The organism is Riemerella columbina DSM 16469, from assembly GCF_000374405.1.
Taxonomy (GTDB): domain Bacteria; phylum Bacteroidota; class Bacteroidia; order Flavobacteriales; family Weeksellaceae; genus Riemerella; species Riemerella columbina.
The window spans coordinates 58,450-78,852 of the sequence record NZ_KB894229.1; the positions used below are offsets into that span (position 1 = coordinate 58,450).

At 36.1% G+C, this 20,403-nt stretch carries 24 protein-coding genes; 10 read left to right on the top strand and 14 right to left on the bottom strand.

The annotated features are described in order from the left end of the window. Positions 1-113: 113 nt before the first annotated feature. Together ruvC and C237_RS0105070 are read right to left on the bottom strand one after the other, a co-directional pair. Complete coding sequence (ruvC, locus tag C237_RS0105065) at positions 114-668, bottom strand: crossover junction endodeoxyribonuclease RuvC (RefSeq protein ID WP_018675413.1); 555 nt, start codon at positions 666-668, stop codon at positions 114-116. A gap of 106 nt (positions 669-774) precedes the next feature. Further along, the gene (locus C237_RS0105070) at positions 775-1,668 is read right to left on the bottom strand and encodes a DUF3078 domain-containing protein (RefSeq protein WP_018675414.1); all 894 of its coding nucleotides are present in this window, start codon (positions 1,666-1,668) and stop codon (positions 775-777) included. A 178-nt stretch (positions 1,669-1,846) separates the two neighbouring features. Between C237_RS0105070 and C237_RS0105075 the strand changes: the two genes are divergently transcribed. From C237_RS0105075 to C237_RS13905, 4 genes are all read left to right on the top strand, one after another. Then, positions 1,847-2,179 (top strand): PadR family transcriptional regulator, encoded by a 333-nt coding sequence (locus C237_RS0105075; protein ID WP_018675415.1) that lies wholly within the window; start codon positions 1,847-1,849, stop codon positions 2,177-2,179. Position 2,180: 1 nt separating this feature from the next. Then, a complete protein-coding gene (locus C237_RS0105080) occupies positions 2,181-2,921 on the top strand; it encodes a hypothetical protein (RefSeq protein WP_018675416.1) in 741 nt (246 codons plus the stop codon). 112 nt (positions 2,922-3,033) lie between these two features. Then, the gene (locus C237_RS12945) at positions 3,034-3,270 is read left to right on the top strand and encodes a hypothetical protein (protein WP_018675417.1); all 237 of its coding nucleotides are present in this window, start codon (positions 3,034-3,036) and stop codon (positions 3,268-3,270) included. After that, a complete protein-coding gene (locus C237_RS13905) occupies positions 3,267-3,968 on the top strand; it encodes a hypothetical protein (protein WP_018675418.1) in 702 nt (233 codons plus the stop codon). Before C237_RS12945 ends, C237_RS13905 begins: the two co-directional genes overlap by 4 nt. Positions 3,969-4,025: 57 nt before the next feature. On the opposite strand, the gene C237_RS0105095 is transcribed toward C237_RS13905, so the two are convergent. From C237_RS0105095 to C237_RS0105110, 4 genes are all read right to left on the bottom strand, one after another. Beyond that, positions 4,026-4,622 (bottom strand): superoxide dismutase, encoded by a 597-nt coding sequence (locus C237_RS0105095; RefSeq protein WP_018675419.1) that lies wholly within the window; start codon positions 4,620-4,622, stop codon positions 4,026-4,028. A gap of 124 nt (positions 4,623-4,746) precedes the next feature. Continuing rightward, complete coding sequence (metK, locus tag C237_RS0105100) at positions 4,747-6,030, bottom strand: methionine adenosyltransferase (protein ID WP_018675420.1); 1,284 nt, start codon at positions 6,028-6,030, stop codon at positions 4,747-4,749. A gap of 198 nt (positions 6,031-6,228) precedes the next feature. Next, entirely contained in the window at positions 6,229-7,764 is a 1,536-nt protein-coding gene (locus tag C237_RS0105105; protein ID WP_051081506.1) for a phosphoethanolamine transferase, read from the bottom strand. A 4-nt stretch (positions 7,765-7,768) separates the two neighbouring features. Continuing rightward, on the bottom strand, positions 7,769-8,722 hold the full coding sequence (locus tag C237_RS0105110; RefSeq protein WP_018675422.1) for a hydrogen peroxide-inducible genes activator: 954 nt from the start codon (positions 8,720-8,722) through the stop codon (positions 7,769-7,771). A 100-nt stretch (positions 8,723-8,822) separates the two neighbouring features. Between C237_RS0105110 and C237_RS0105115 the strand changes: the two genes are divergently transcribed. Continuing rightward, positions 8,823-10,310 carry a catalase gene (locus C237_RS0105115; RefSeq protein WP_018675423.1) on the top strand — a complete coding sequence of 496 codons (1,488 nt, stop codon included), beginning with the start codon at positions 8,823-8,825 and terminating at the stop codon, positions 10,308-10,310. Positions 10,311-10,380: 70 nt separating this feature from the next. Here C237_RS0105115 and C237_RS0105120 read toward each other — a convergent pair whose 3' ends face one another. Then, the gene (locus C237_RS0105120; RefSeq protein ID WP_018675424.1) at positions 10,381-10,719 is read right to left on the bottom strand and encodes a DUF3276 family protein; all 339 of its coding nucleotides are present in this window, start codon (positions 10,717-10,719) and stop codon (positions 10,381-10,383) included. Positions 10,720-10,875: 156 nt separating this feature from the next. Between C237_RS0105120 and C237_RS0105125 the strand changes: the two genes are divergently transcribed. From C237_RS0105125 to folB, 5 genes are all read left to right on the top strand, one after another. Continuing rightward, positions 10,876-11,676: an enoyl-CoA hydratase/isomerase family protein gene (locus tag C237_RS0105125; RefSeq protein WP_018675425.1), complete on the top strand. Its 801-nt coding sequence runs from the start codon at positions 10,876-10,878 to the stop codon at positions 11,674-11,676. Between the two features lie 280 nt (positions 11,677-11,956). After that, complete coding sequence (locus C237_RS0105130) at positions 11,957-12,817, top strand: YicC/YloC family endoribonuclease (protein WP_018675426.1); 861 nt, start codon at positions 11,957-11,959, stop codon at positions 12,815-12,817. Further along, entirely contained in the window at positions 12,817-13,380 is a 564-nt protein-coding gene (gene gmk, locus C237_RS0105135) for a guanylate kinase (protein ID WP_018675427.1), read from the top strand. The genes C237_RS0105130 and gmk overlap by 1 nt, the downstream gene beginning before the upstream one ends. A gap of 4 nt (positions 13,381-13,384) precedes the next feature. Continuing rightward, the gene (locus tag C237_RS0105140) at positions 13,385-13,831 is read left to right on the top strand and encodes a quinolinate synthase NadA (RefSeq protein WP_018675428.1); all 447 of its coding nucleotides are present in this window, start codon (positions 13,385-13,387) and stop codon (positions 13,829-13,831) included. A 6-nt stretch (positions 13,832-13,837) separates the two neighbouring features. Further along, a complete protein-coding gene (gene folB, locus C237_RS0105145) occupies positions 13,838-14,206 on the top strand; it encodes a dihydroneopterin aldolase (RefSeq protein ID WP_018675429.1) in 369 nt (122 codons plus the stop codon). A gap of 3 nt (positions 14,207-14,209) precedes the next feature. On the opposite strand, the gene nadD is transcribed toward folB, so the two are convergent. The 7 genes from nadD to C237_RS0105180 all read right to left on the bottom strand — a co-directional run bounded on the left by nadD (position 14,210) and on the right by C237_RS0105180 (position 20,401). Then, complete coding sequence (gene nadD, locus C237_RS0105150) at positions 14,210-14,803, bottom strand: nicotinate (nicotinamide) nucleotide adenylyltransferase (protein ID WP_018675430.1); 594 nt, start codon at positions 14,801-14,803, stop codon at positions 14,210-14,212. Positions 14,804-14,806: 3 nt separating this feature from the next. Continuing rightward, positions 14,807-16,525: a single-stranded-DNA-specific exonuclease RecJ gene (gene recJ / locus C237_RS0105155; RefSeq protein WP_018675431.1), complete on the bottom strand. Its 1,719-nt coding sequence runs from the start codon at positions 16,523-16,525 to the stop codon at positions 14,807-14,809. A 47-nt stretch (positions 16,526-16,572) separates the two neighbouring features. Next, positions 16,573-16,914 (bottom strand): DUF3817 domain-containing protein, encoded by a 342-nt coding sequence (locus tag C237_RS0105160; protein ID WP_018675432.1) that lies wholly within the window; start codon positions 16,912-16,914, stop codon positions 16,573-16,575. A gap of 3 nt (positions 16,915-16,917) precedes the next feature. After that, a complete protein-coding gene (locus tag C237_RS0105165; protein ID WP_018675433.1) occupies positions 16,918-17,568 on the bottom strand; it encodes a DUF502 domain-containing protein in 651 nt (216 codons plus the stop codon). Beyond that, complete coding sequence (gene bioB / locus C237_RS0105170; protein ID WP_018675434.1) at positions 17,568-18,650, bottom strand: biotin synthase BioB; 1,083 nt, start codon at positions 18,648-18,650, stop codon at positions 17,568-17,570. The genes C237_RS0105165 and bioB overlap by 1 nt, the downstream gene beginning before the upstream one ends. A 257-nt stretch (positions 18,651-18,907) precedes the next feature. Beyond that, positions 18,908-19,291, bottom strand: a complete 384-nt coding sequence (locus C237_RS0105175) for an HU family DNA-binding protein (RefSeq protein WP_018675435.1) — start codon at positions 19,289-19,291, stop codon at positions 18,908-18,910. Positions 19,292-19,321: 30 nt separating this feature from the next. Next, on the bottom strand, positions 19,322-20,401 hold the full coding sequence (locus C237_RS0105180; protein ID WP_033398652.1) for a DUF5977 domain-containing protein: 1,080 nt from the start codon (positions 20,399-20,401) through the stop codon (positions 19,322-19,324). Between the last annotated feature and the right edge of the window lie 2 nt (positions 20,402-20,403).

A 20,403-nucleotide genomic window follows, 5' to 3' on the forward strand; every position in this document is an offset into this window, starting at 1 on the left:
TCAACAAAGGGTTTGGCGATTTCTACTTTTGAAATAGGCACACTCCACCCTCAATTTGAGAGTGCAAATATACAAACTTTTTTTGAACTGACAAACAATTAGTTGAAAATGTTTTACTTGACGCGGTCGGGGTTTTGCTTAATAAAACTATCCCAACCCGAATAGTTTTTGCCCGTTTCTATTTTTCCTGAATTGTAATGGTGGCACACCGCAACAGCCAAGCCATCTGTGGCATCTAGATATTTTGTAGGAAATGCCTTTAAATTCAGTAATTTTTTAAGCATCCCTGCCACTTGCTCCTTACTGGCATTACCATTTCCTGTAATCGCCATTTTGATTTTTTTAGGGGAATATTCTGTAATGGGAATATCTCTATATAGGCTAGCTGCCATTGCTACACCTTGCGCCCGACCTAGTTTGAGCATACTCTGCACATTCTTACCATAGAAGGGTGCTTCTAATGCTACCTCATCGGGGTGAAATTCATCAATTAAAGCTAGGGTACGCTCAAAAATATATTTAAGCTTGGTTTCGTGGTTGGGGTATTTTTTTAAAATCAACTCGTGGATGGATACCAATTCCATTTGGTTTCCTAAAACCGAAATGATTCCAAACCCCATCACCGTAGTCCCTGGGTCTATGCCTAGTATGATTTTTTCTATTTTCACTCGACAAAAGTAAGGATTAATATAATGGATACAAAATAAACTATTAAAACAAAAAAAACAGCCACTAAAAAAAGTGACTGCCTTAGTATTTAACATAATGTTAGCCTTATTTGTTACCGATATTGTAAGAAAAACCAACACCTAAAGTTTGTTTAAGCTGAGTTTTCTTAATTTGGTTATGATCATAGATTAATCCTAAAGTCACTACTGAAGAAATATATTTATTAATCTTCATATTTAATGCACCATTATAACCTAACACCAAATGATCTGGATTCTCTAAATAATTTGAAAATACCGATGCAGTATTGTCTAATGATATATTTTCCATTAATTGAACTCTATACATAGCAGTTCCTAGGAAACCAAATTGAAATAATGAAGAGTCTCCATCATTTTTAAGACCAAAGTTTCCTTTGCTTTGTAAATCTTTATCTGAAACGATTGTCCATCTCGCATTAGCAGGGCGAAGTGTGGCTGTAAAGTTTTTGTTTGGTGTATAAGTAAAACCTGCACCCATCATTATATAACCAGGAGCCATAAAACTAGAAGTTTTTTTATGTCCTTCATTATCGATTTTATTACTTAATACAGTACTATTACCTGCATAATCATATCCTGGTGCAAACTGAGTATCTAAGCTCGCTCCTGCAGACGCATACCAGTTATTAGAAATTTTTCTACCGTAGTTAGTTGACAAATTAATAACATCTTGAGTTTTTCTACTACCCACACCTTGAGTATTAGTTTGCCCATAACCTAATACAATATTATTCTCCCAAAGATCACCATTCTCTCTGTAAGTCATATTGTAATTAGTTCCCGCAATCCAACCTACATTGTTTGCTCCACCGCCTACCCAGTTAGAGAAAGCTGCTTGGTTTAACATCAATGTGTTTTGTCCTACAACAGTCCATCCGCCTATGCTGTCGCTAGGGACTTCCTGAGCCACAACATTCATTCCTACTAAGGCCAAAGCCATTAAAATTGTTTTTTTCATTTCTTATATTTTTTGAGGGTGCGAAATTACAAAAAATTTTCAAACCAACAACATACTATTTATCAACTAAATAAACTTCAATAACAGACACCAATTTCAACTAAAAAAAATTAAAAAATAATTTTTATACATAAGAAAATTATGTATATATTTGCGAGGTATTAATAGAAGATTCGCTATGAAAAAAAATGCATTGTATAAAGGCACACTCCAAAACATTATTCTAAAACTTCTAGCTAAAGAAGTAAAAATGTATGGTTACCAAATGACGCAACGCGCCAAAGAACTGACCAAAGGTCACCTACAAATGACCGAAGGTGCCCTCTATCCAATTCTCCATAAACTAGAAAGCGACGGCATAATAGAATCCGAAGTTCAAAAAATAAATGGTAGAGATAGAAAGTATTATCTGCTGACTGAAAAAGGCAAACGCCAACAAGCGGAGGAAGAAGCAGAAATGAAGAGTTATATCTTTAACTTGAATACGATTTTCAACCTTAAAATGAATTAGTATGCTATCTCAACAAGAACTTCAACATATTACAGATTATTTACTACAAAAGAGTCTACCTTTAGAATTGGTTGTAGAAATCCAAGACCATATGGTAGAGCATATCGACCACCTTATGTTTCAGGATGGACTTTCTTTTGATGAAGTTTTTAAAGCTACAAAATCAGAATGGAAGAATGACCTAACTATGGTTAAAAGATATTGGTTTTCGCCTAAAAGAGAAATAACCAAAATTCATAAAGAGACTTTAAATTCTGTTATTAAACATGTTCATATTCAAACTCTAAAATATTTTATTCCACTAGTATTGATATTGTTAATACTCGGATGGTATAATTTTAAAATGGCGTATTATTATTGGAACTTCATTAATGTAGTGCTATTTTTAGTAGCCTTATTTATCATTATTTTCGATTGGAAAGTGATAAAGACATGTAGAAGGAATTACTCTAAATCAATCGGCATATTACAGAAATGTTCGAATTTTTTTATAGGTGCTGGAATGGCTTACATTTTCTTAAGAGTAATGGGAGGATACGAAATTTTTGAAAGGTCTATGAATATCATTTATCATTTCGAAACGAAAAACTATTATAATTATGACACATTATTTATACCAATTTTCAATAATCTATTTATGTTTTTAATGGGAGTCTATTTTTGTATTGCTGGTATAATTTCCTACAGAGAATATAAAAAGACCATTGGGCTTCTGGAAAAGAAAATCAACTTAAAATTGTAAAACGATGCTTAACTCTACAGAAATTTTTCAAATTAAAAAATACCTATGGGATTTCTTCATGTCATAAAAAACTGATTTACTTCCATATTCATAATAAAAATGTTTTACTCAGATGATAGCGATTCAATTTCTTTCCGATATTTTCCCGTACCGTAGTCCTTATAGAGTAATGCTCAACCTTTCTCTAAAAATCAGCAATTACCTAGAGTTGCAAGTATATCAACATTGGAAGAATGGTATAAACCTCTATTCATCGGAAATCGTTGTTGGGGCTGTGGTTTTCATTATGGTACTCATCGGTTTTATTATCTATAAAAAGTTTAATACTAAGCAATCTATTTCATCATGACTGAAACACAATTAACACAGATTCGCAACTACCTTATTTCAAGAAAATTATCTATTGATGTGTTGATGGAAGTGGAAGACCATTTCATTACTCAAATGACGCATTTGATGGAAGTAGAAGATAAAAATTTTGACGAAGCCTTTGATATGACCAAAACCCGATGGATTAGCGAACTTAAAATGACTTACGAAGCCTTATATAGCTTTGATGACATTACACCATTAATGAAAAAATTCCAAAAAGAAGCCTATAAAACCGTGGCTAAAAAAGCCATTCCTACTGCTCTAATAATAATTTTAGTCCTATTTCCTCTCGCCTATATATCCACCCAAACATTCTTTTATTGGACATTGATGATATTCTATTTTATTATAATATTCGCTCCGTTATTTATTTTCATTTACCACAGAAAAGAATTTACACTTAGACACCAATATCAAAATTACACCCTCACGGTCTTTGATGGTATCAGTACAGCTATGCTGGGTGGCATTGGTGCAGCTTTAAGTTCTTATGGAAATTTAGAAGAAAGTATTCCTATGATATACAATCTATTGCATGGGCATTATTCTAACAGAGGATTTGTATTCTTATGTTTCCTCATCTTTATATTTTTTCTAATTTCTATTATCATCAGTAGCCAAATTCAATACCTTAAACGACTGGATAAAATAAAGCCTTATCTTAAATATTTATAAAAAAACGACCATCCTCATAAGAAGATGGCCGTTGTAATATTAGAAATCTACCGTTAATTATTGGTTGTATTTTTCTTCTACTTTGTCCCAGTTAATCACATCAAAAAATGCAGATACATAGTCTGGTCTTCTGTTTTGGTAGTTTAAGTAGTAAGCGTGCTCCCAAACATCTAATCCAAGAATTGGCGTACCACCACAGCCTATATTTGGCATCAAGGGATTATCTTGGTTGGCAGATGAACAAACTTCTAAAGAACCATCTTCTTTCTTACATAGCCACGCCCATCCAGAACCGAATCTTGTTTTAGCGGCTTCAGAAAAATCATTTTTAAATTTTTCAAAACCACCCATTTTTTCAATCGCTGCTTTTACATTTCCTACAGGCTCTTTGCTTCCACCAGGGGTTAAAATTTCCCAGAATAAACTGTGGTTGTAGTGTCCACCTCCGTTGTTTCTTACGGCTGTATTATCACTTTCGGTCTTGCACAATTCTTCTAGAGATTTGTTTTCCATCGGCGTACCTTCTACTGCTTTGTTAAGGTTGTTTACATAGCCTTGGTGGTGTTTTGTATAGTGGATTTCCATTGTTTTCGCATCTATACTTGGTTCTAATGCATCGTATGCATAGCCTAATTTTGGTAATTCAAATGACATAAAATTTATTTTTTAGTTCGCTCAAATATAAGCATTAATTTAATGTGTTTCAATCTTTAGTCTTAATCTTTGTATATTTCTGCTATTGATGCCGTCTATTATTCAGGCTTTAAACATCGATAATCTACTGTAAACCAAACGCTTGTTTAATATCTTCTACGCGGTCAAGTTTTTCCCAAGTAAAAAATTCTAAATTTTTAAGCGTCTTCTCTTTTTCTAAGCCCTTATTAAAAGTTTTATCTGCCACATACGGTGTTCTTCCCATATGTCCGTAAGCGGCGGTTTCTTGGTAAATCGGATTTCTAAGTTTTAGATGCGTTTCGATAGCATAAGGCCTTAAATCAAATAACTCGCTTACTTTTTTAGCGATAGTGCCATCAGTTTCATTAACTTTAGAAGTTCCGTAAGTATTGATGTAAAGTCCACAAGGTTCCGCCACCCCAATCGCATAAGACACCTGAACCAAAACCTCATCTGCCACCCCAGCAGCCACTAAGTTTTTAGCAATATGACGCATTGCATATGCCGCACTTCTATCTACTTTTGAAGGGTCTTTACCAGAAAATGCACCACCACCATGCGCACCTTTACCGCCATAAGTATCTACAATGATTTTTCTTCCCGTAAGCCCAGAATCCCCATGAGGCCCACCAATAACAAATTTTCCCGTTGGATTGATATGGTATTTAATATCGTCATTAAATAATTTTTGTATTTCAGGTTTTTGGTTTTTAATGACTCTCGGCATCAAAATTTCGGTTAAGTCCGTTCTTATTTTTTGAAGCATCGCCACATCTTCATCAAACTCATCATGCTGTGTAGAAATCACGATACTATCAATTCGTATCGGCTTATGGTCATCGGAATATTCTATCGTTACCTGACTTTTAGCATCGGGTCTAAGGTAAGTAATATCTGTATTTTCTTTTCTAATTTTTGATAATTCCTGCAAAATAGCATGGGCTAAATCCAGGGCTAGAGGCATATAGTTTTCCGTCTCATTAGTCGCATAACCAAACATAATCCCTTGGTCACCCGCCCCTTGTGCATTGGCTTTCGTTTCAAAATCATCAGTATCTGTGATTCTATCCACGCCTTGGTTGATTTCTGGCGACTGCTCATGGATGGCAGAAAGGACACCACAAGAATTACCATTAAACATATATTCGCCTTTGGTATAGCCAATATCATTAATCACCTCTCGGGCAATGGTTTGCACATCTAAATAAGCGGAAGACTTCACTTCCCCCGCCAAAATCACTTGTCCCGTAGTCACTAGAGTTTCGCAAGCGACTTTAGAATTAGGGTCATAGGCTAAAAAATGGTCGATAAGTGCGTCTGAAATTTGGTCGGCTATTTTATCGGGATGTCCTTCAGAAACGGATTCTGATGTAAATAAGTAAGGCATATTTTCTTTTTATTAAAGTTAAAAAACTGAAAAAAGGCTAATATGCAAAGACGAAAAATGGTCTAAAATAGAAACTCTGTTTTAGCATTTTTTAATGAGGTTGCAATCAGCCAAATTTTTCCTCTTAATTCGAAATGCAAATTTATAAAAGAATTTTATCTTGTACAAGTTGATATTATTCAGGTTTAATTAAATTGTTTATTTCAAATCCATATAATCTATTGTACTCATATCTAGTTTTAGGTATTTTCCTTGGTTATTAACAGCTTTCGGATTCCTTACATTCATCAATTGTAAAACTGTAGAATATAGACTGCTCGTTGAAATGGTATCTTTAACAACCGTATTTCTTTCATTGGTTTTATACAGTGGCGAATACCAAATAAAATAAGGTACTTGTACCGCTTCTCTATAATCCCCATGACTATATACCCCCTCTTTTTTTACTTGCCCATGGTCTGATACATACACTAAAACAGAGTTTGTGTTTTTCAACTTTTGTATGGTTTGTCCTAAAATTTTATCGGTATATCGTATAGAATTATCATAGCAATCATCAATATCGCCTTTCCAAATTTCTTCTTTGGCAGGGTATTTATCACAACTATATGGATGGCTACCATTGATATGTACTATAATCATTTTTTTTGAAGCCGTAGTGCTATTATTATTTAATATATTCGCCAACTCGGGTAGTAATACCTCATCATAACCATTAACCCACGCTTTATTCTTAGCAAAAGAAGCAATGGCAGTAATTCCCCTAGCCCCTCCTTGGGTACTGAGCCAATAGGTTTCGTACCCCAAATGATTCGCTACATTCACAATATTATCGCTAATGCTTAAAAAATTCTTACTATAATCATTCATTTCCACATTGCTCAAAATGATTGGCACTGCCAAATTGGTAATTGCCGCGGGAGCGTAAGCATGGGTAAATAACTTTATGTTTTGAATTTCTTTTGATACTAAAGGCGTAGTATTTCGCTGGTTATAGCCGTAGAGACTCATATTCTGTCTTCTCGCCGACTCACCAATAAACACCACGATATTTTGAGGCACTTGAGCATCCGAATTATAGGGTTCTAAATGATAGGTCACTTTATTATTTTTAACCTTATCCATTTCATTTCTAAAGTTATAGGCACCTACCAAATCCTTACCATGGTAAAGGGCGTTCTTTACCATAAAACCACCACCTTTATTGCTTATAAATCGATGTTTAAGATAAAATATTACAGGCATCAAAAGCCATAATGACATCATTAACTTTAAGACCAAAGAATATCTAATTTTAGATAAGTATTTCACTAAAAACCAACTACATATAAAAAACAATACAGAAAATAATATAGGTAAAACTAAAGTTTTGACCATACTTAAACTTTCTGCGACATTCGTATCTAGTATACTCACCATCATCCCGATATTAAATCCCTGCTCGTATATAAAAAAGCAGGATGCGGAAATCATAAAATTAAGGCTTAATAAAACTAAAATGATGGATGATATTACCCTTAAAAACTTACCTTTTTGGTATAAAAAAGCACAAAAAAGCATCAGTGAAATATACATCACACTATACTCCATGACATTTCTAACTGTATCAAACAAACTTACATTTTTAACTTCAGCATCAAGTAAATAGGGATACGAAGCGAAAAATCCACCAATATATAGACATAAACAAAGTACAATAAGAAATAGAACTTTAAGGGAGGTATTTTGCTTCATTAGATTATTCAGGTTTAACATTAATATAGTCGTTTGGGGATTGATAGTAATTCAATTTTTCTTTAATGATGGTACTAATATATCGTTTCAATGCATCAATAATTTTTTGCTTATAGGTGGGTTTATAATAGATTAAACTAATTTCTCGATAGGGAAAAGGGCGTCTTAATCTTGAAATTTTTTTTTGCTGACTTTCAGGCAGTTGTTTTGCTGCCAGTTCAGGCAATAGTGTAGCTCCACCCACACGGTCTACCATCTGAATCAATGTACTGATACTCGAACCCTTAAATTGAAGGTTTTTAGGTTTTAGGTGGTTTTCTTTTAAGTTGCAAATATTTTCAAACTGGGTGCTTAAGCAATTGCCTTCTTCTAGAAGCCATACTTTTTCCAAATCTATATCTTCTGGTAAAATAAACTGGTCTTCTTTTTTATCATTAATGGACAGCGTAGAGTAAATCATCAACTCTTCATTAAAGAGTTCATCTTTAAAAAACTCTTCTGCTTTTTTATAAGGCGTCGCAATGATTCCAGCATCAATTTCTCCACTTTTTAATGCCTTGATAATACTATCTGTACTCATTTCTTTCACTTCCATTTCGATATCGCTATGCTCGCCTAGAAAATCGAAAATTTCGTGTGGCACCACATAAGGGGAAAGCGTAGGAATAATCCCTAAATTTAATGCCCCAGCCACCATATCGTTTAGCGCATTGGCTTTGCCCACCATTTCATTAACTTGGTCGATGATACGATACGCATAATTTAAAATTTCTTTTCCCGAATCCGTCGTACGGATAGGGTGCTGGGTGCGGTCGAAAATTTTAACTTTGAGTTCCTCTTCTAGTTTTTGCACCATAGCACTTAGTGTTGGTTGGGTTACAAAGCATGCTTTAGCTGCTTTACCAAAATGTTTGTATTTATCTACGGCGATTAAATATTCTAATTGCTGGATATTCATAATAACGATGATAAATGTTATTCAAAATATTTATGCACAAATATACAACTCTTTAATAAGTTTAGCACTAATTTTGTATAGCAAATTAAAAGCAAAGATTATGTCTGATAAAAAATTAACTAATAACTCTGGTTTACCATACTACGAACACGAAAATTCTCAAACCGTAGGACCTAGAGGGCCTGTATTATTACAGGATTTTATATTACAAGAAAATTTAGCCCATTTCGTAAGAGAGCGAATCCCTGAAAGAGTGGTACACGCCAATGGTAGTGGTGCTTATGGTACCTTTACGGTGACTCATGATATTAGCCAATATACCAGAGCGAAATTATTTTCTAAAGTAGGAAATACTTGCAAAATGTTTGCCCGTTTTTCTACCGTTGGGGGCGAAAGAGGCAGTGCCGATACCGAAAGAGACCCTAGAGGTTTTGCTCTAAAATTCTATACTGAAGATGGCAATTGGGATTTAGTAGGTAATAATACACCAGTATTCTTCATTAAAGATGCAAAAAAATTTCCAGACTTTATTCATACGCAAAAAAGACACCCAAAAACTAACCTAAAAAGCCATACCATGATGTGGGATTTCTGGTCGCTTAATCCAGAATCTTTACACCAAGTTTTAATTCTAATGTCAGACAGAGGTACTCCTTACGGTTATCGCCATATGAACGGCTATGGTTCCCACACTTTTTCTATGATCAATGATAAAAATGAAAGAGTCTGGGTTAAATTCCACTTAAAAACCCAACAAGGTATCAAAAATTTCACCGATGCTGAGGCGACTAAAATGAAAGGGGAAAATCCAGATTTTGCACAAGAAGATTTGGTTAATAAAATTGAAGCAGGACACTTCCCTAAATGGACGATGTTTATCCAAGTAATGACAGAAGCACAATCTAGAGAATTCCGCTGGAACCCCTTTGATGTCACCAAAGTATGGCCACACGAAGAATTTCCATTGATTGAAGTCGGTGTTATGGAACTGAACGAGATTCCAAAAAATTATTTTGCCGAAGTAGAGCAGTCGGTATTTTCGCCAAGCCATATGGTAGATGGCATCAGCTTTTCCCCTGATAAAATGTTGCAAGGGCGATTATTTTCTTATTCAGATGCACATCGATACCGTGTTGGGGTCAACGCTCATCAATTAAAGGTCAACCGTTGCCCTTATAAAGTCAATAATTACCAAAGAGATGGCGTCATGGCAGATGCTTCAGATTACGAAGATGCTCCAAACTACTATCCTAATAGCTTTGATGACATTCGTCCTGACCCTGCTTATAAAGGTTATGAATACGAGTTGGATAGCAATCAAGTTGCTTATTTTGATAGAAATGAAAATGACGACGACCATTTTACGCAACCTGGTCTACTCTATACCAAAGCCATGAACGACGAGGATAGAACCCACTTGGTTAATAATATCGTGGGACATATGAGCAAAATTGATGGTCCTAAAAAGAATGATATCATCAACCGACAACTATGTCATTTCTTCCGTGCTAATTTGGATTTAGGAATGAGAATCGCTTCAGGATTAGGCGTAAATATAGATTTTAACCAAATGCATCATAATGGCTAATACCAAATGAGGAAATAAAAAATCGGGTTCAGCAATTGCTGAACCCGATTTTTTTTAATATTTCCATGTATTAAACTTCTTCGCTATCCTCAATGGTAAAGCTTCTGCTTTTATAGTCTTTATCGTGTCGCTCAGAAATTACATCTTCGCCTTTTTCTTGGATAATGAACTCCGAAGTTTCTTTAAACATTTCTAAAAAGTTATTGAAATCTTCTTTGTATAAGTAGATTTTATGCTTCTCAAAAGTCGCATTGCCATCTTCCTGAAAATGTTTTTTGCTTTCGGTAATAGTTAAGTAATAGTCGCCTGCTTTCGTTTCACGGACATCAAAGAAATAAGTTCTTCTTCCTGCCTTCAACACTCTAGTGAAAATTTCATTTTCGTTTCGTTTTTCTTTGTAATCGCTCATTGCATCTGTTTTTTAGAAATCTTTGGTAACAAATATAAAAGTTTTATGCAAACCACCAAAAAAAATTTTAAACTTTTCGCTTTATCGTCTCATCTTAACACAAAATTCCGTGCTTTTTTCACTTAAATTGATTATATTTGAAACAAAAACAAGCGTATGTATAAATTAATTGATATCGATAGCCACTATGGCGGTGCTTTACAAGTGGCGTACCTCAACCAACCTGAAACTTACAACAGCCTCAATCCTACCATGCTAAAAGAGCTTACCAAGTTCATCAAAGCCTGCGATGCGGATGATGCTGTGCGATGTGTAGCCATCAGTGGTAAAGGTAAAGCGTTCTGTTCTGGTCAAAACTTGAAAGAAGCCTTAGCTTACAAAGAGGAATCCCATGAAGAGCGTTTTATCCAACGCATCGTGATTGATTATTATAATCCTTTGGTAAAGGCTATTGTCAAATGCAAAAAACCTGTAATTGCTTTAGTTAATGGTCCCGCAGTGGGGGCTGGTGCGATGTTAGCCTTAATTTGTGATTTTGCTTTAGCAACCGAATCTTCTTATTTTTCTATGGCGTTTTCTAATATTGGTCTTATTCCGGACACCGCAGGGACTTATTATTTGCCTAAATTATTAGGCCGTTCTTTAGCCAATTATTTAGCCTTTACAGGAAAAAGACTTTGTGCTAAAGACGCTTTAGAACGAGGGCTAGTAGTGGAAGTATTCCCTGATGAACATTTTGGAACAGAAGCGCTCCATATTTTAAACCATATAACCAACCAGCCCACCGTAGCTTTAGGTTTAACCAAAAAAGCCTTCAATGAGTCTTACCAAAATAATCTAGCTGAGCAATTGGACTTAGAAAGCATCCTCCAGCAAGATGCCGCCGAAACCGAAGATTTTTTAGAAGGAATCCAAGCCTTCGTAGAAAAAAGAACACCGAAGTATAATGGAAGATAGAAGGGGAATTATAAATGCTAAATTATAGATTTTAAATGAAGTGATAAGTTTTGAGTGTTAAGTTACCTTCTGCCTCTTGCTTATTGCCTACGGCTGTTTAATATCTAAATTCCAAGTTCTAAACTCTAATCTCTAAACTATTGGTAAATTTATACTTTTTACATCAGTACATATTTACACTTTTACATTAATACTTTTTACATTGGTACATTCATACATTAGTACATCAAATCCTCATCTCTACAAAATTCTCTATCTTTGCACGAACAACAATTTGCTTATGGTAAAATCTATGACGGGCTTTGGTAGAGCCGAAGGTGTTTTTAATAATAAAAAAATAAGTATAGACCTTAGAACGGTTAATAGCAAAGGGCTAGACATTAACCTTAGAATACCAACTCTATATAAAGATCAAGAGTTTGTCCTAAAAAAAATCATTTCCGAAGGGGTTATCCGTGGGAAGGTAGATGTATTTTTTAATACCGAAGATTTGGTAAAAGAAAGTCAAATCTCTCTAAATACGGAAGTGCTAAAAGACTATATCAACCAACTAAAATCTATAAGCGATAGTCATACTCCAGTATATGAACTGCTAAAGATTGCCATGCGCTTACCCGATGCCACCACCCCAAAAACCGAAGATATTTCAGAGGAAGAAGGGCTATTTGTAGAGCAGTTATTGCAAAAAGCCATCGCCCAATTGAACGAGTTTCGTACTACGGAAGGGGCATCTATGGAAGTCCAATTGTCACAAAGCCTTCAGAATATTAGTGATTGTTTAGAAAAGGTGGTTCCCTTTGAAGAAGAGCGTATCATCAACATTAAAGAAAGGTATCGCAAAACACTACAAGAGTTTGAACAAGTCGATGAAACCCGCTTCTACCAAGAAATGGCTTACTATACAGAAAAATTGGATATTTCTGAAGAAAAAGTACGCCTTACCCAACATTTAAAATACTACCAAGAAGTGATGCAAGATACCGCTCCCAATGGTAAAAAACTAGGCTTTATCGCTCAGGAAATGGGTAGGGAAATTAATACACTAGGCTCTAAAGCCAACCAAGCCGATATTCAAAAACTAGTGGTAGAAATGAAGGACGACCTAGAAAAAATTAAAGAACAAACCCTCAATATTTTATAATGCAAAATCAAGTCATCATATTTTCAGCACCCTCTGGAAGTGGTAAAACCACTTTGGTAAAGCATTGTCTAGAGCTGTTTCCACAGTTGCAATTTTCCATTTCAGCAACGACTAGAGCCCCACGAGGCGAAGAACAACACGCCAAAGATTACTACTTTCTAACCCCTGATGAGTTTAGAACTAAAATTGCGGAAGATGCCTTTGTAGAGTTCGAGGAAGTCTATACCGATAAATATTATGGTACTTTAAAAAGTGAAGTGGAACGCATTTGGGACGAGGGCAAAATTGTGATTTTTGATGTAGATGTGGTAGGGGGCGTCAATTTAAAACAAATTTTTAAAGACCAAGCCCTTTCTATTTTTATCGCGCCACCCAATGTAGACGCCTTAAAACACCGCCTAACTCAAAGAGGCACCGATACTGCTGAAGCCATTGAAACCCGCTTAGAAAAAGCCGAAGAAGAACTGACCTATCAGCCACAATTTGATAAAACAATCATTAATGATGATTTGGCCACTGCAAAATTAGAAATTGAAAATACCTTAAACCAATTTATAAAATAACACGATGAAAGATACTAAAAAAGCCAACCTTCCCGTTCCCAAATTTTTAGATTTTAACGATTTTGCTTTACCTAATCCTGAGCAGTTGGTAGACGAAATTTTAAAACTTAAAGCAGATAAAGGGATATACATTACCCTTCACCCTTCGCAAGATTCTGAATCTCGCCGTGCAGTAGCGGATATTGTAGGTTCTTTAAAAGAAGTTGCCGACCACCTAAAAACGGTATCGCATGATACTATTTTGTTTACGGGGACTATGGCAGACGCGGGAGTTTTAAAAATGTTACACCCTAATAAAACCATTCTATTCCCTGAAGAAAATGACTTTTTGGGATTAGAAGACCTTAACGATGAGGAAAGCACCACCGATGAGTTGCTAGAGGAAATTTATTTAGCCCTAAAATATGAATTCCCTTACGCTTTATTAATCGACCAATCTTTTGAAGGCTAAATTTTTATGACAAAGTCTCAAATTATTTTAGAAGATATTAAAATCTATGCCCACCATGGGGTACTGCCAGAGGAAAATCGTATTGGTACTTATTACCTCATCACGCTAAAATGTGATGTAGATTTATGGAAAGCCGCAGAAACAGATGATTTAGAAGATACCATCAGTTATGCAGATATCAATGAGATTATCCATACCGAAATGGCAATACCCTCTAAATTATTAGAACATGTTGCGGGACGCATTTTAAAGTCGGTGGCTAAAACTTACCCACAAATTTCCTATTTAGAAATTAAATTAACCAAAACAGCACCACCAATGAAAGGCGAAATGAAAGGGGCTAGTGTAGTCTTAACCTTAGAAAACAAAGTTTAAATTCTATTGATAAAAATGGCTCCCATCTAAATACTCAAAAACTTCTGGCGGTAGCATCGGACGCACATTTTTATGCTCTTTAATCATTTTCCTAATTTCCGTTGCTGAGAGTTCTATAATCGGTGCAGACACCTCATGGATATTTTCGTGATGGGCAAATGGGTAGTCGGTAGTATTGCCTTCAAACAATCTTGGATATACTATAATCTGGTGGTTATCAACCAAAGTTTGTGCATTTTTCCATTTGTGAAGATGAGCTAAATTGTCCTCCCCCATAATTAAACTAAACTGATGCGATGTATATTTTTCATGCAAATACGCCAAAGTATCAATTGTATAGCTTGGTTGTGGCAACGAAAACTCTATATTGGACGCTCGCATTTTAGGATAATGTTGTATCGCTAGCTCCACCATTTCTAAACGATTATGGTCAGCAAGAAGAGATTTTTTATCTTTAAACGGGTTTTGGGGACTTACCACAAACCACAATTCTTCCATATCGGTATGCTCCAAAATATAGTTGGCTAAAATTAAATGACCGATATGGATAGGATTAAATGACCCAAAAAATAAACCTGTTTTTTTAGTTGCACTCATAATTTAATCTATAAACTCTACATCTCGTATATTCAAATAATAATTTACATTGCCCTTCCAATGGTTTTCCTCCAAAGTAAAGGCGATATGGAAGGATTTAGTTTTAAACTCCTCTGCTGCTTTGCCCAATTTAAACCCTACGCATTCTATTTTTCCATTTCTAAGATTGGGATTGTGGATAAAGAATTTTACATGGTTGTTTTCTCTACCCATCGTTTTTACAAAACCATCTACTTTTTGATTTTTGAGCACCAGTACTGGTTTCATATTATGCGGTCCAAACGGCGACAGTTTACGATGAAAGATAAAAAAATCTCGGTTCAGTTCTTCAATTGCTACTTCTGTATCGATGTTAAGACTCGGCTCTCTTTGATAATCTTTAATGTTTCGTTGAACCGCTGCTTCAAAGCGTTTTTTAAAAGTCTCTAAATGTTCTTTTTCCATAGATAGCCCTGCTGCTGCAGGATGTCCCCCGAATTTTAAAAACAAATCCGAGCATTCTTCCAACGCCTGATGCACATCAAAATCCGAAACCGACCTCGCCGAAGCCACAATTTCGCCATTATTACCATCGGTAAAGACCACTGTGGGTTTATAATAATTTTCCGTTAGTCGAGAGGCTACTATACCAATCACGCCTTTGTTCCAATCCGAACCATAGACTACCGTTGTCGCATTTTGAGCTTGGTGGGTCTCTTCCACTTGTTGTAGCGCTGCCGTAGTGGAACTCATATCCATTTCCCTACGGTTGTTATTAAGATTAACAATATTCTCAACAATTTCGGTCGCGTGTTTTAAATCTTCGGAAATCATCAGTTCTACGGCTGCCTTGCCATGCGAGATTCTACCTGCCGCATTGATTTTTGGGGCAACATCAAAGACAATATTTGAGATATTAAAATGGGATAATTTTTCATCATCATTAATTAATAACCTCAACCCAATTTTTCTAGTTTTACGAAGGTGTTTTAATCCTAGTTTTGCTAACACACGATTTTCGCCCGTCATAGAAACGATATCTGCCGCAATAGAAATAGCTAGCAAATCGGTTAATTCGTAAAATTCTTCATCGGGGATTTTATAAATGGTATTCAGCCCTTGGCAGAGTTTAAACCCTACACCACAACCCGATAATTCTTTAAATGGATAGCGACAATCTTCTCGCTTAGGGTCTAGCACTGCCACCGCATCGGGAATTTGTTCCCCAGGTAAATGGTGGTCACAAATAATAAAATCTACGCCTAATGTTTTAGCGTATTCTACTTTATCAACCGCTTTAATACCGCAATCCAAAGCAATAATTAATGAAAACCCTTGAGCCTTAGCATAATCAATCCCTTCAATGGAAATTCCATAGCCTTCAGAATTTCTATTGGGAATATAAAATTCGAGGTATTTTTTACCCACAATTTTGGATAGGTAGAGGTACATCAGCGAAACAGCAGTTGTGCCATCTACATCATAATCCCCATAGACCAAAATTTTCTCGCCATTTTCCACCGCAGTTGCAATACGCTCTACGGCATTTTGCATATCTGCCATTAAAAATGGATGATGAATATCCTCTAGCCGAGGCTTAAAAAACTCTCTGGCTTTTTGATAATTATCAATCCCTCTAAGCACTAATATTTTTGATTCGAGCATACCATAGCCAATCGAAGACATTAAGCCATCTACGATATCTTCATCGGGTTCAGGTTTGTAAATCCATTTTTGATTCATATCTCACAAATGTAGCAAAAATTTTTAGGATATGAAATTTGGTAGGTTTAGTCTCTATCGGTTTTGGCTAATTTTTTATCTACCCAAATGGTAGCAAATGGGAAGAAGGCAGAGAGCAACGCGAAGACGAAATCCTCATCGTCCCAATTGAAAATCTTACGCACAAGAAGGCACAAAATAAGGTACAAAGTAAAAAATAACCCGTGGATATTACCGACAATAATAATAAAAATGGTGGGGAGCAGTCCTTCAGAATCGTAGCGTTTCCATACCATAGCAACGCCATAAAGCAGAAAACAAGAAATGGCTTCTGCAACACAAATCTTTTTAAACCATTGAATAATTTTATCTTGTGGGTACTTTGAAAAAAAACGGTCTAGCCAATCCATTATTTAATATTGATTATAAAATTCTGAAACTTTGGGAACATCCGCACTTTCATTGGGTTGGGAAGGTTCATTGGGAAACCCTGCCACGCCTCCGCTTACAGCAAACTTCATTGCATCTGCCGCGCTGATATTTTCCAACACTTTAATTTGATGCCTTTCTACCATTACCACCCAGCCAGACACCGCATAAGAGTGCGGCAAGTATACGGAAATATAATCCTTAAGCCCTAAGACAGAAATATCTTCTTGGGTTAAAAATCCCATACGCCACACCTCTGGCTGTTCATTGGTTTTTACCAATACTAGTCTATTAAACTTCTTTTTATCCCCTACAAAAGACGACATCACATCTTTCAGCGAAGTATAGATGAATTTAATCCCTGGTGTATTTTGTAGCACATAGTCCATACTATCCACTATCACACGACCTAATAAAAACTTATTCCCGAGCCAACCAATCAATGCGGTTCCAGAAATTACACAGACAAAAATTACCCCTGGAAATTCCTCGGAAATAGATGGAATTAAATTATCAATACTCGAAACGATATACCAAATAATCCAAATAGTGGCGGCAAAAGGACCTAAAATAACCAGCCCTTGTAAAAAAGAGCGTAAAAATAGTCTTAGGTAATCGTTGAGGTTTTTATTCATTATTTTTTAATTGATGACAGACGCTTTTCCTCATTGCGTTCAATTTTATGCCCCGGCCTTGTCCACTTTGGATTTTCGCCTAATGGCTGATATTGTGTTTGGTCTTTTTCTACCACTTCTCGCTTGGCATGTTTTTCAAACGGCTGTTGCGGTGTTATGCCTAATAGCTGAAATAAGGTTTTGTCTTCGTTAATATCAGGGTTTGGTGTGGTTAATAATTTATCCCCTGCAAAGATAGAGTTGGCCCCTGCAAAGAAACACAATGCCTGACCTTCTTTAGAAAACTCCGTTCGCCCTGCCGATAGCCTTACTTGAGTTTTAGGTAGCACTATTCTAGCTGTAGCGACCATACGAACAAACTCAAAAATATTAACAGGTTCTTGGTCTTCCATTGGCGTTCCTTCTACTGCTACTAGCGCATTAATTGGTACGCTCTCGGGTTGTGGGGTCATATTCGCCAAAACTTTCAGCATGCCACAGCGGTCTTCTATGGACTCACCCATACCGATAATTCCACCTGAACACAGCGTAATAGAAGTTTTTCTAACATTGCCTATCGTTTCCAAGCGGTCTTCAAAGGCTCGGGTAGAAATCACTTCTTTATAATATTCTTCGGAACTGTCGATATTGTGGTTATAGGCGTATAGCCCTGCTTCTTCTAATCTTTTGGCTTGGTTTTCCGTAAGCATGCCCAGGGTACAGCATACTTCCATATCTAGTTTAGTAACCTCTCTTACCATATCCAACACATGCTCGAAATCTGGACCATCTTTTACATTTCGCCATGCAGCTCCCAAACATACTCTAGAAATCCCATTCTCTCTTGCTCTTAATGCTTGGGCTTTCACTTGGTTTACGGGCATCATTTCATGAATTTTAACCTCGGTATGATACCTTGCCGCTTGTGGACAATAGCCACAGTCCTCTGGACAGCCCCCCGTTTTAACCGAAATCAATGAAGAAATTTGTACTTTATTGGGGTCGTGGTGCTGGCGATGAACTTGTGCCGCTTGATAAACCAAATCAAAAAATGGTTGATTATAAATATCTAAAATCTCTTGTGTTGTCCAAGTTTTACTCATGAAGTTATTTTTATATTAAAATCCAAAAGTAAGGATTTTTTATAAGTAAAACATAGAAAATGATAAAATATCAGGCTAATCTCTTTCTGAATCCTTTTCAATTTTTCTTACTTCTTTTTTCCATAGCTATTTGCCTTCTACCTCTACATATAAAAAACCTAACCCACACAAAAAATCCTATGCCTATAAGTTTGTAATTTTATAAGCATAGGATTTATTTTTATAGTTATAAAAATTTATTTTATAGCTATAAGTTTTTAGAGCTTCTCGTAGGTGAGGCTAGCCAGCGTCTTTTTAATGTTTTTGCCTGGGGTGAAAATCACTTTGGGGTTTTTAATACTCGTGGCATTGACCTCCTCGGCTTTGGCTTTGCCTTCGCTACTGAAACTTGTGCGCAGGCTGCCTAGCTCGCCCAAACGGACGATTTGCCCCTCGGCTAAAGCGCCATCCATCACATCTACTAAGGCATACAACACCGCGCGAATGTCTGCTCCGCTCACCGTGCTAATCTTCTCAATGGCTTTGGTAAGCCCCTCTAGGCTTAGTTCTCCGCTCATATTGGGCGAAGCGTAGTATTTCTTAGTACCACCGCCCTTTACACCAGGCTCTCCTCTCTCGATTACTTTGTATTTAATTGGCATGTTTATATGTTTTATATTTAATTAATAATTTTAATTTACACAATTTGAGCACGCTGGAGGTGCATGATCTCCTTGAACGTACCCGTAGGAATCCCCTGTCCATACACGATCAGGAGTAGAATAAAAATCTAGGTAATGGCTTTGATTTGGACCTCCCCAATATTTAGGATACCAATGCCACCATAAGTCATTCCTAAATGCATCAAGATCTTCTCTATCTTGCTCCGAAAGTTCATTTATTCCAAAATTTAATCGTATATCTCTTAAATATTCAACTCTAAAACCGCTCAAAAATACTTTTTTACCACCTGGCTCAGTAATGATTTCGCCTCCTGCCTCTGCCACCTTATCTCTACACCACTGATACATTGAAGATTTACCTGGCTCTTCATAAAAGTTGGATTCTGGCTTGTAGTAAGGATCCTCGGTATCGTCTCCCAAAAATACCGTCTCAATAACATTATTATAGGCATCTCTTTTAACATAAGCCGGAAATAGCTTAAAGAAATTAAACATTACAAAAAGTGTCTCATGCCCATAAGTGAATTGGCATTTTGCTAAAAGCAAGTCAGGGGCAGTGTGGAGACACCCGCCCGATCGGGATTTAGCGGTTTGCTCTGCATTAAATTGCTCTACAAGTTTATCTGCTTTCTCTTCCGCATCCTGCTGGCTTATATTACTATAAGCCTTAATTTCTTTTTCTACAACGATAGAAGAACAGGCAAGTTGAATGCTTTCATATACATTTCTCATTGCAACAAAAGACTCGCTGATATTTATACCTTTATCCAAGCATTGTCCAATATTATTTACAAAATCCTGTCCTTCATTTTCTACTAATTGTTTTGCTTTCTCCATAGCCTTCTGAGCTTCTTTTTCTTTTTCTTCTGGAGTTGCATATTCTGCCACAGTGTAGGTTACATCTTTTTGGTAAGTCATTATTTCTCCGTAACCTTTTTGGCAATTATTTCGTTGAAAATCTTTTTGATAAGATGCTATCAACACTTTTGTATTAGGAGCATCTAGTGCATCCATTACTACAGTTTGTGCCTTTGCAACTAATGAAGTAAGGGATAAGATTAGGCTAAATATAATTGTATTGTTCATCATTA

Excerpts from the sequence above, each read along its gene's own strand:
- C237_RS0105070 (WP_018675414.1), bottom strand. The coding sequence starts at position 1,668 with ATGAAAAAAACAATTTTAATGGCTTTGGCCTTAGTAGGAATGAATGTT.
- C237_RS0105075 (WP_018675415.1), top strand. The coding sequence starts at position 1,847 with ATGAAAAAAAATGCATTGTATAAAGGCACACTCCAAAACATTATTCTA.
- C237_RS0105080 (WP_018675416.1), top strand. The coding sequence starts at position 2,181 with ATGCTATCTCAACAAGAACTTCAACATATTACAGATTATTTACTACAA.
- C237_RS12945 (WP_018675417.1), top strand. The coding sequence starts at position 3,034 with ATGATAGCGATTCAATTTCTTTCCGATATTTTCCCGTACCGTAGTCCT.
- C237_RS13905 (WP_018675418.1), top strand. The coding sequence starts at position 3,267 with ATGACTGAAACACAATTAACACAGATTCGCAACTACCTTATTTCAAGA.
- C237_RS0105095 (WP_018675419.1), bottom strand. The coding sequence starts at position 4,622 with ATGTCATTTGAATTACCAAAATTAGGCTATGCATACGATGCATTAGAA.
- metK (WP_018675420.1), bottom strand. The coding sequence starts at position 6,030 with ATGCCTTACTTATTTACATCAGAATCCGTTTCTGAAGGACATCCCGAT.
- C237_RS0105105 (WP_051081506.1), bottom strand. The coding sequence starts at position 7,764 with ATGAAGCAAAATACCTCCCTTAAAGTTCTATTTCTTATTGTACTTTGT.
- C237_RS0105110 (WP_018675422.1), bottom strand. The coding sequence starts at position 8,722 with ATGAATATCCAGCAATTAGAATATTTAATCGCCGTAGATAAATACAAA.
- C237_RS0105115 (WP_018675423.1), top strand. The coding sequence starts at position 8,823 with ATGTCTGATAAAAAATTAACTAATAACTCTGGTTTACCATACTACGAA.
- C237_RS0105120 (WP_018675424.1), bottom strand. The coding sequence starts at position 10,719 with ATGAGCGATTACAAAGAAAAACGAAACGAAAATGAAATTTTCACTAGA.
- C237_RS0105125 (WP_018675425.1), top strand. The coding sequence starts at position 10,876 with ATGTATAAATTAATTGATATCGATAGCCACTATGGCGGTGCTTTACAA.
- C237_RS0105130 (WP_018675426.1), top strand. The coding sequence starts at position 11,957 with ATGGTAAAATCTATGACGGGCTTTGGTAGAGCCGAAGGTGTTTTTAAT.
- gmk (WP_018675427.1), top strand. The coding sequence starts at position 12,817 with ATGCAAAATCAAGTCATCATATTTTCAGCACCCTCTGGAAGTGGTAAA.
- C237_RS0105140 (WP_018675428.1), top strand. The coding sequence starts at position 13,385 with ATGAAAGATACTAAAAAAGCCAACCTTCCCGTTCCCAAATTTTTAGAT.
- folB (WP_018675429.1), top strand. The coding sequence starts at position 13,838 with ATGACAAAGTCTCAAATTATTTTAGAAGATATTAAAATCTATGCCCAC.
- nadD (WP_018675430.1), bottom strand. The coding sequence starts at position 14,803 with ATGAGTGCAACTAAAAAAACAGGTTTATTTTTTGGGTCATTTAATCCT.
- recJ (WP_018675431.1), bottom strand. The coding sequence starts at position 16,525 with ATGAATCAAAAATGGATTTACAAACCTGAACCCGATGAAGATATCGTA.
- C237_RS0105160 (WP_018675432.1), bottom strand. The coding sequence starts at position 16,914 with ATGGATTGGCTAGACCGTTTTTTTTCAAAGTACCCACAAGATAAAATT.
- C237_RS0105165 (WP_018675433.1), bottom strand. The coding sequence starts at position 17,568 with ATGAATAAAAACCTCAACGATTACCTAAGACTATTTTTACGCTCTTTT.
- bioB (WP_018675434.1), bottom strand. The coding sequence starts at position 18,650 with ATGAGTAAAACTTGGACAACACAAGAGATTTTAGATATTTATAATCAA.
- C237_RS0105175 (WP_018675435.1), bottom strand. The coding sequence starts at position 19,291 with ATGCCAATTAAATACAAAGTAATCGAGAGAGGAGAGCCTGGTGTAAAG.
- C237_RS0105180 (WP_033398652.1), bottom strand. The coding sequence starts at position 20,401 with ATGATGAACAATACAATTATATTTAGCCTAATCTTATCCCTTACTTCA.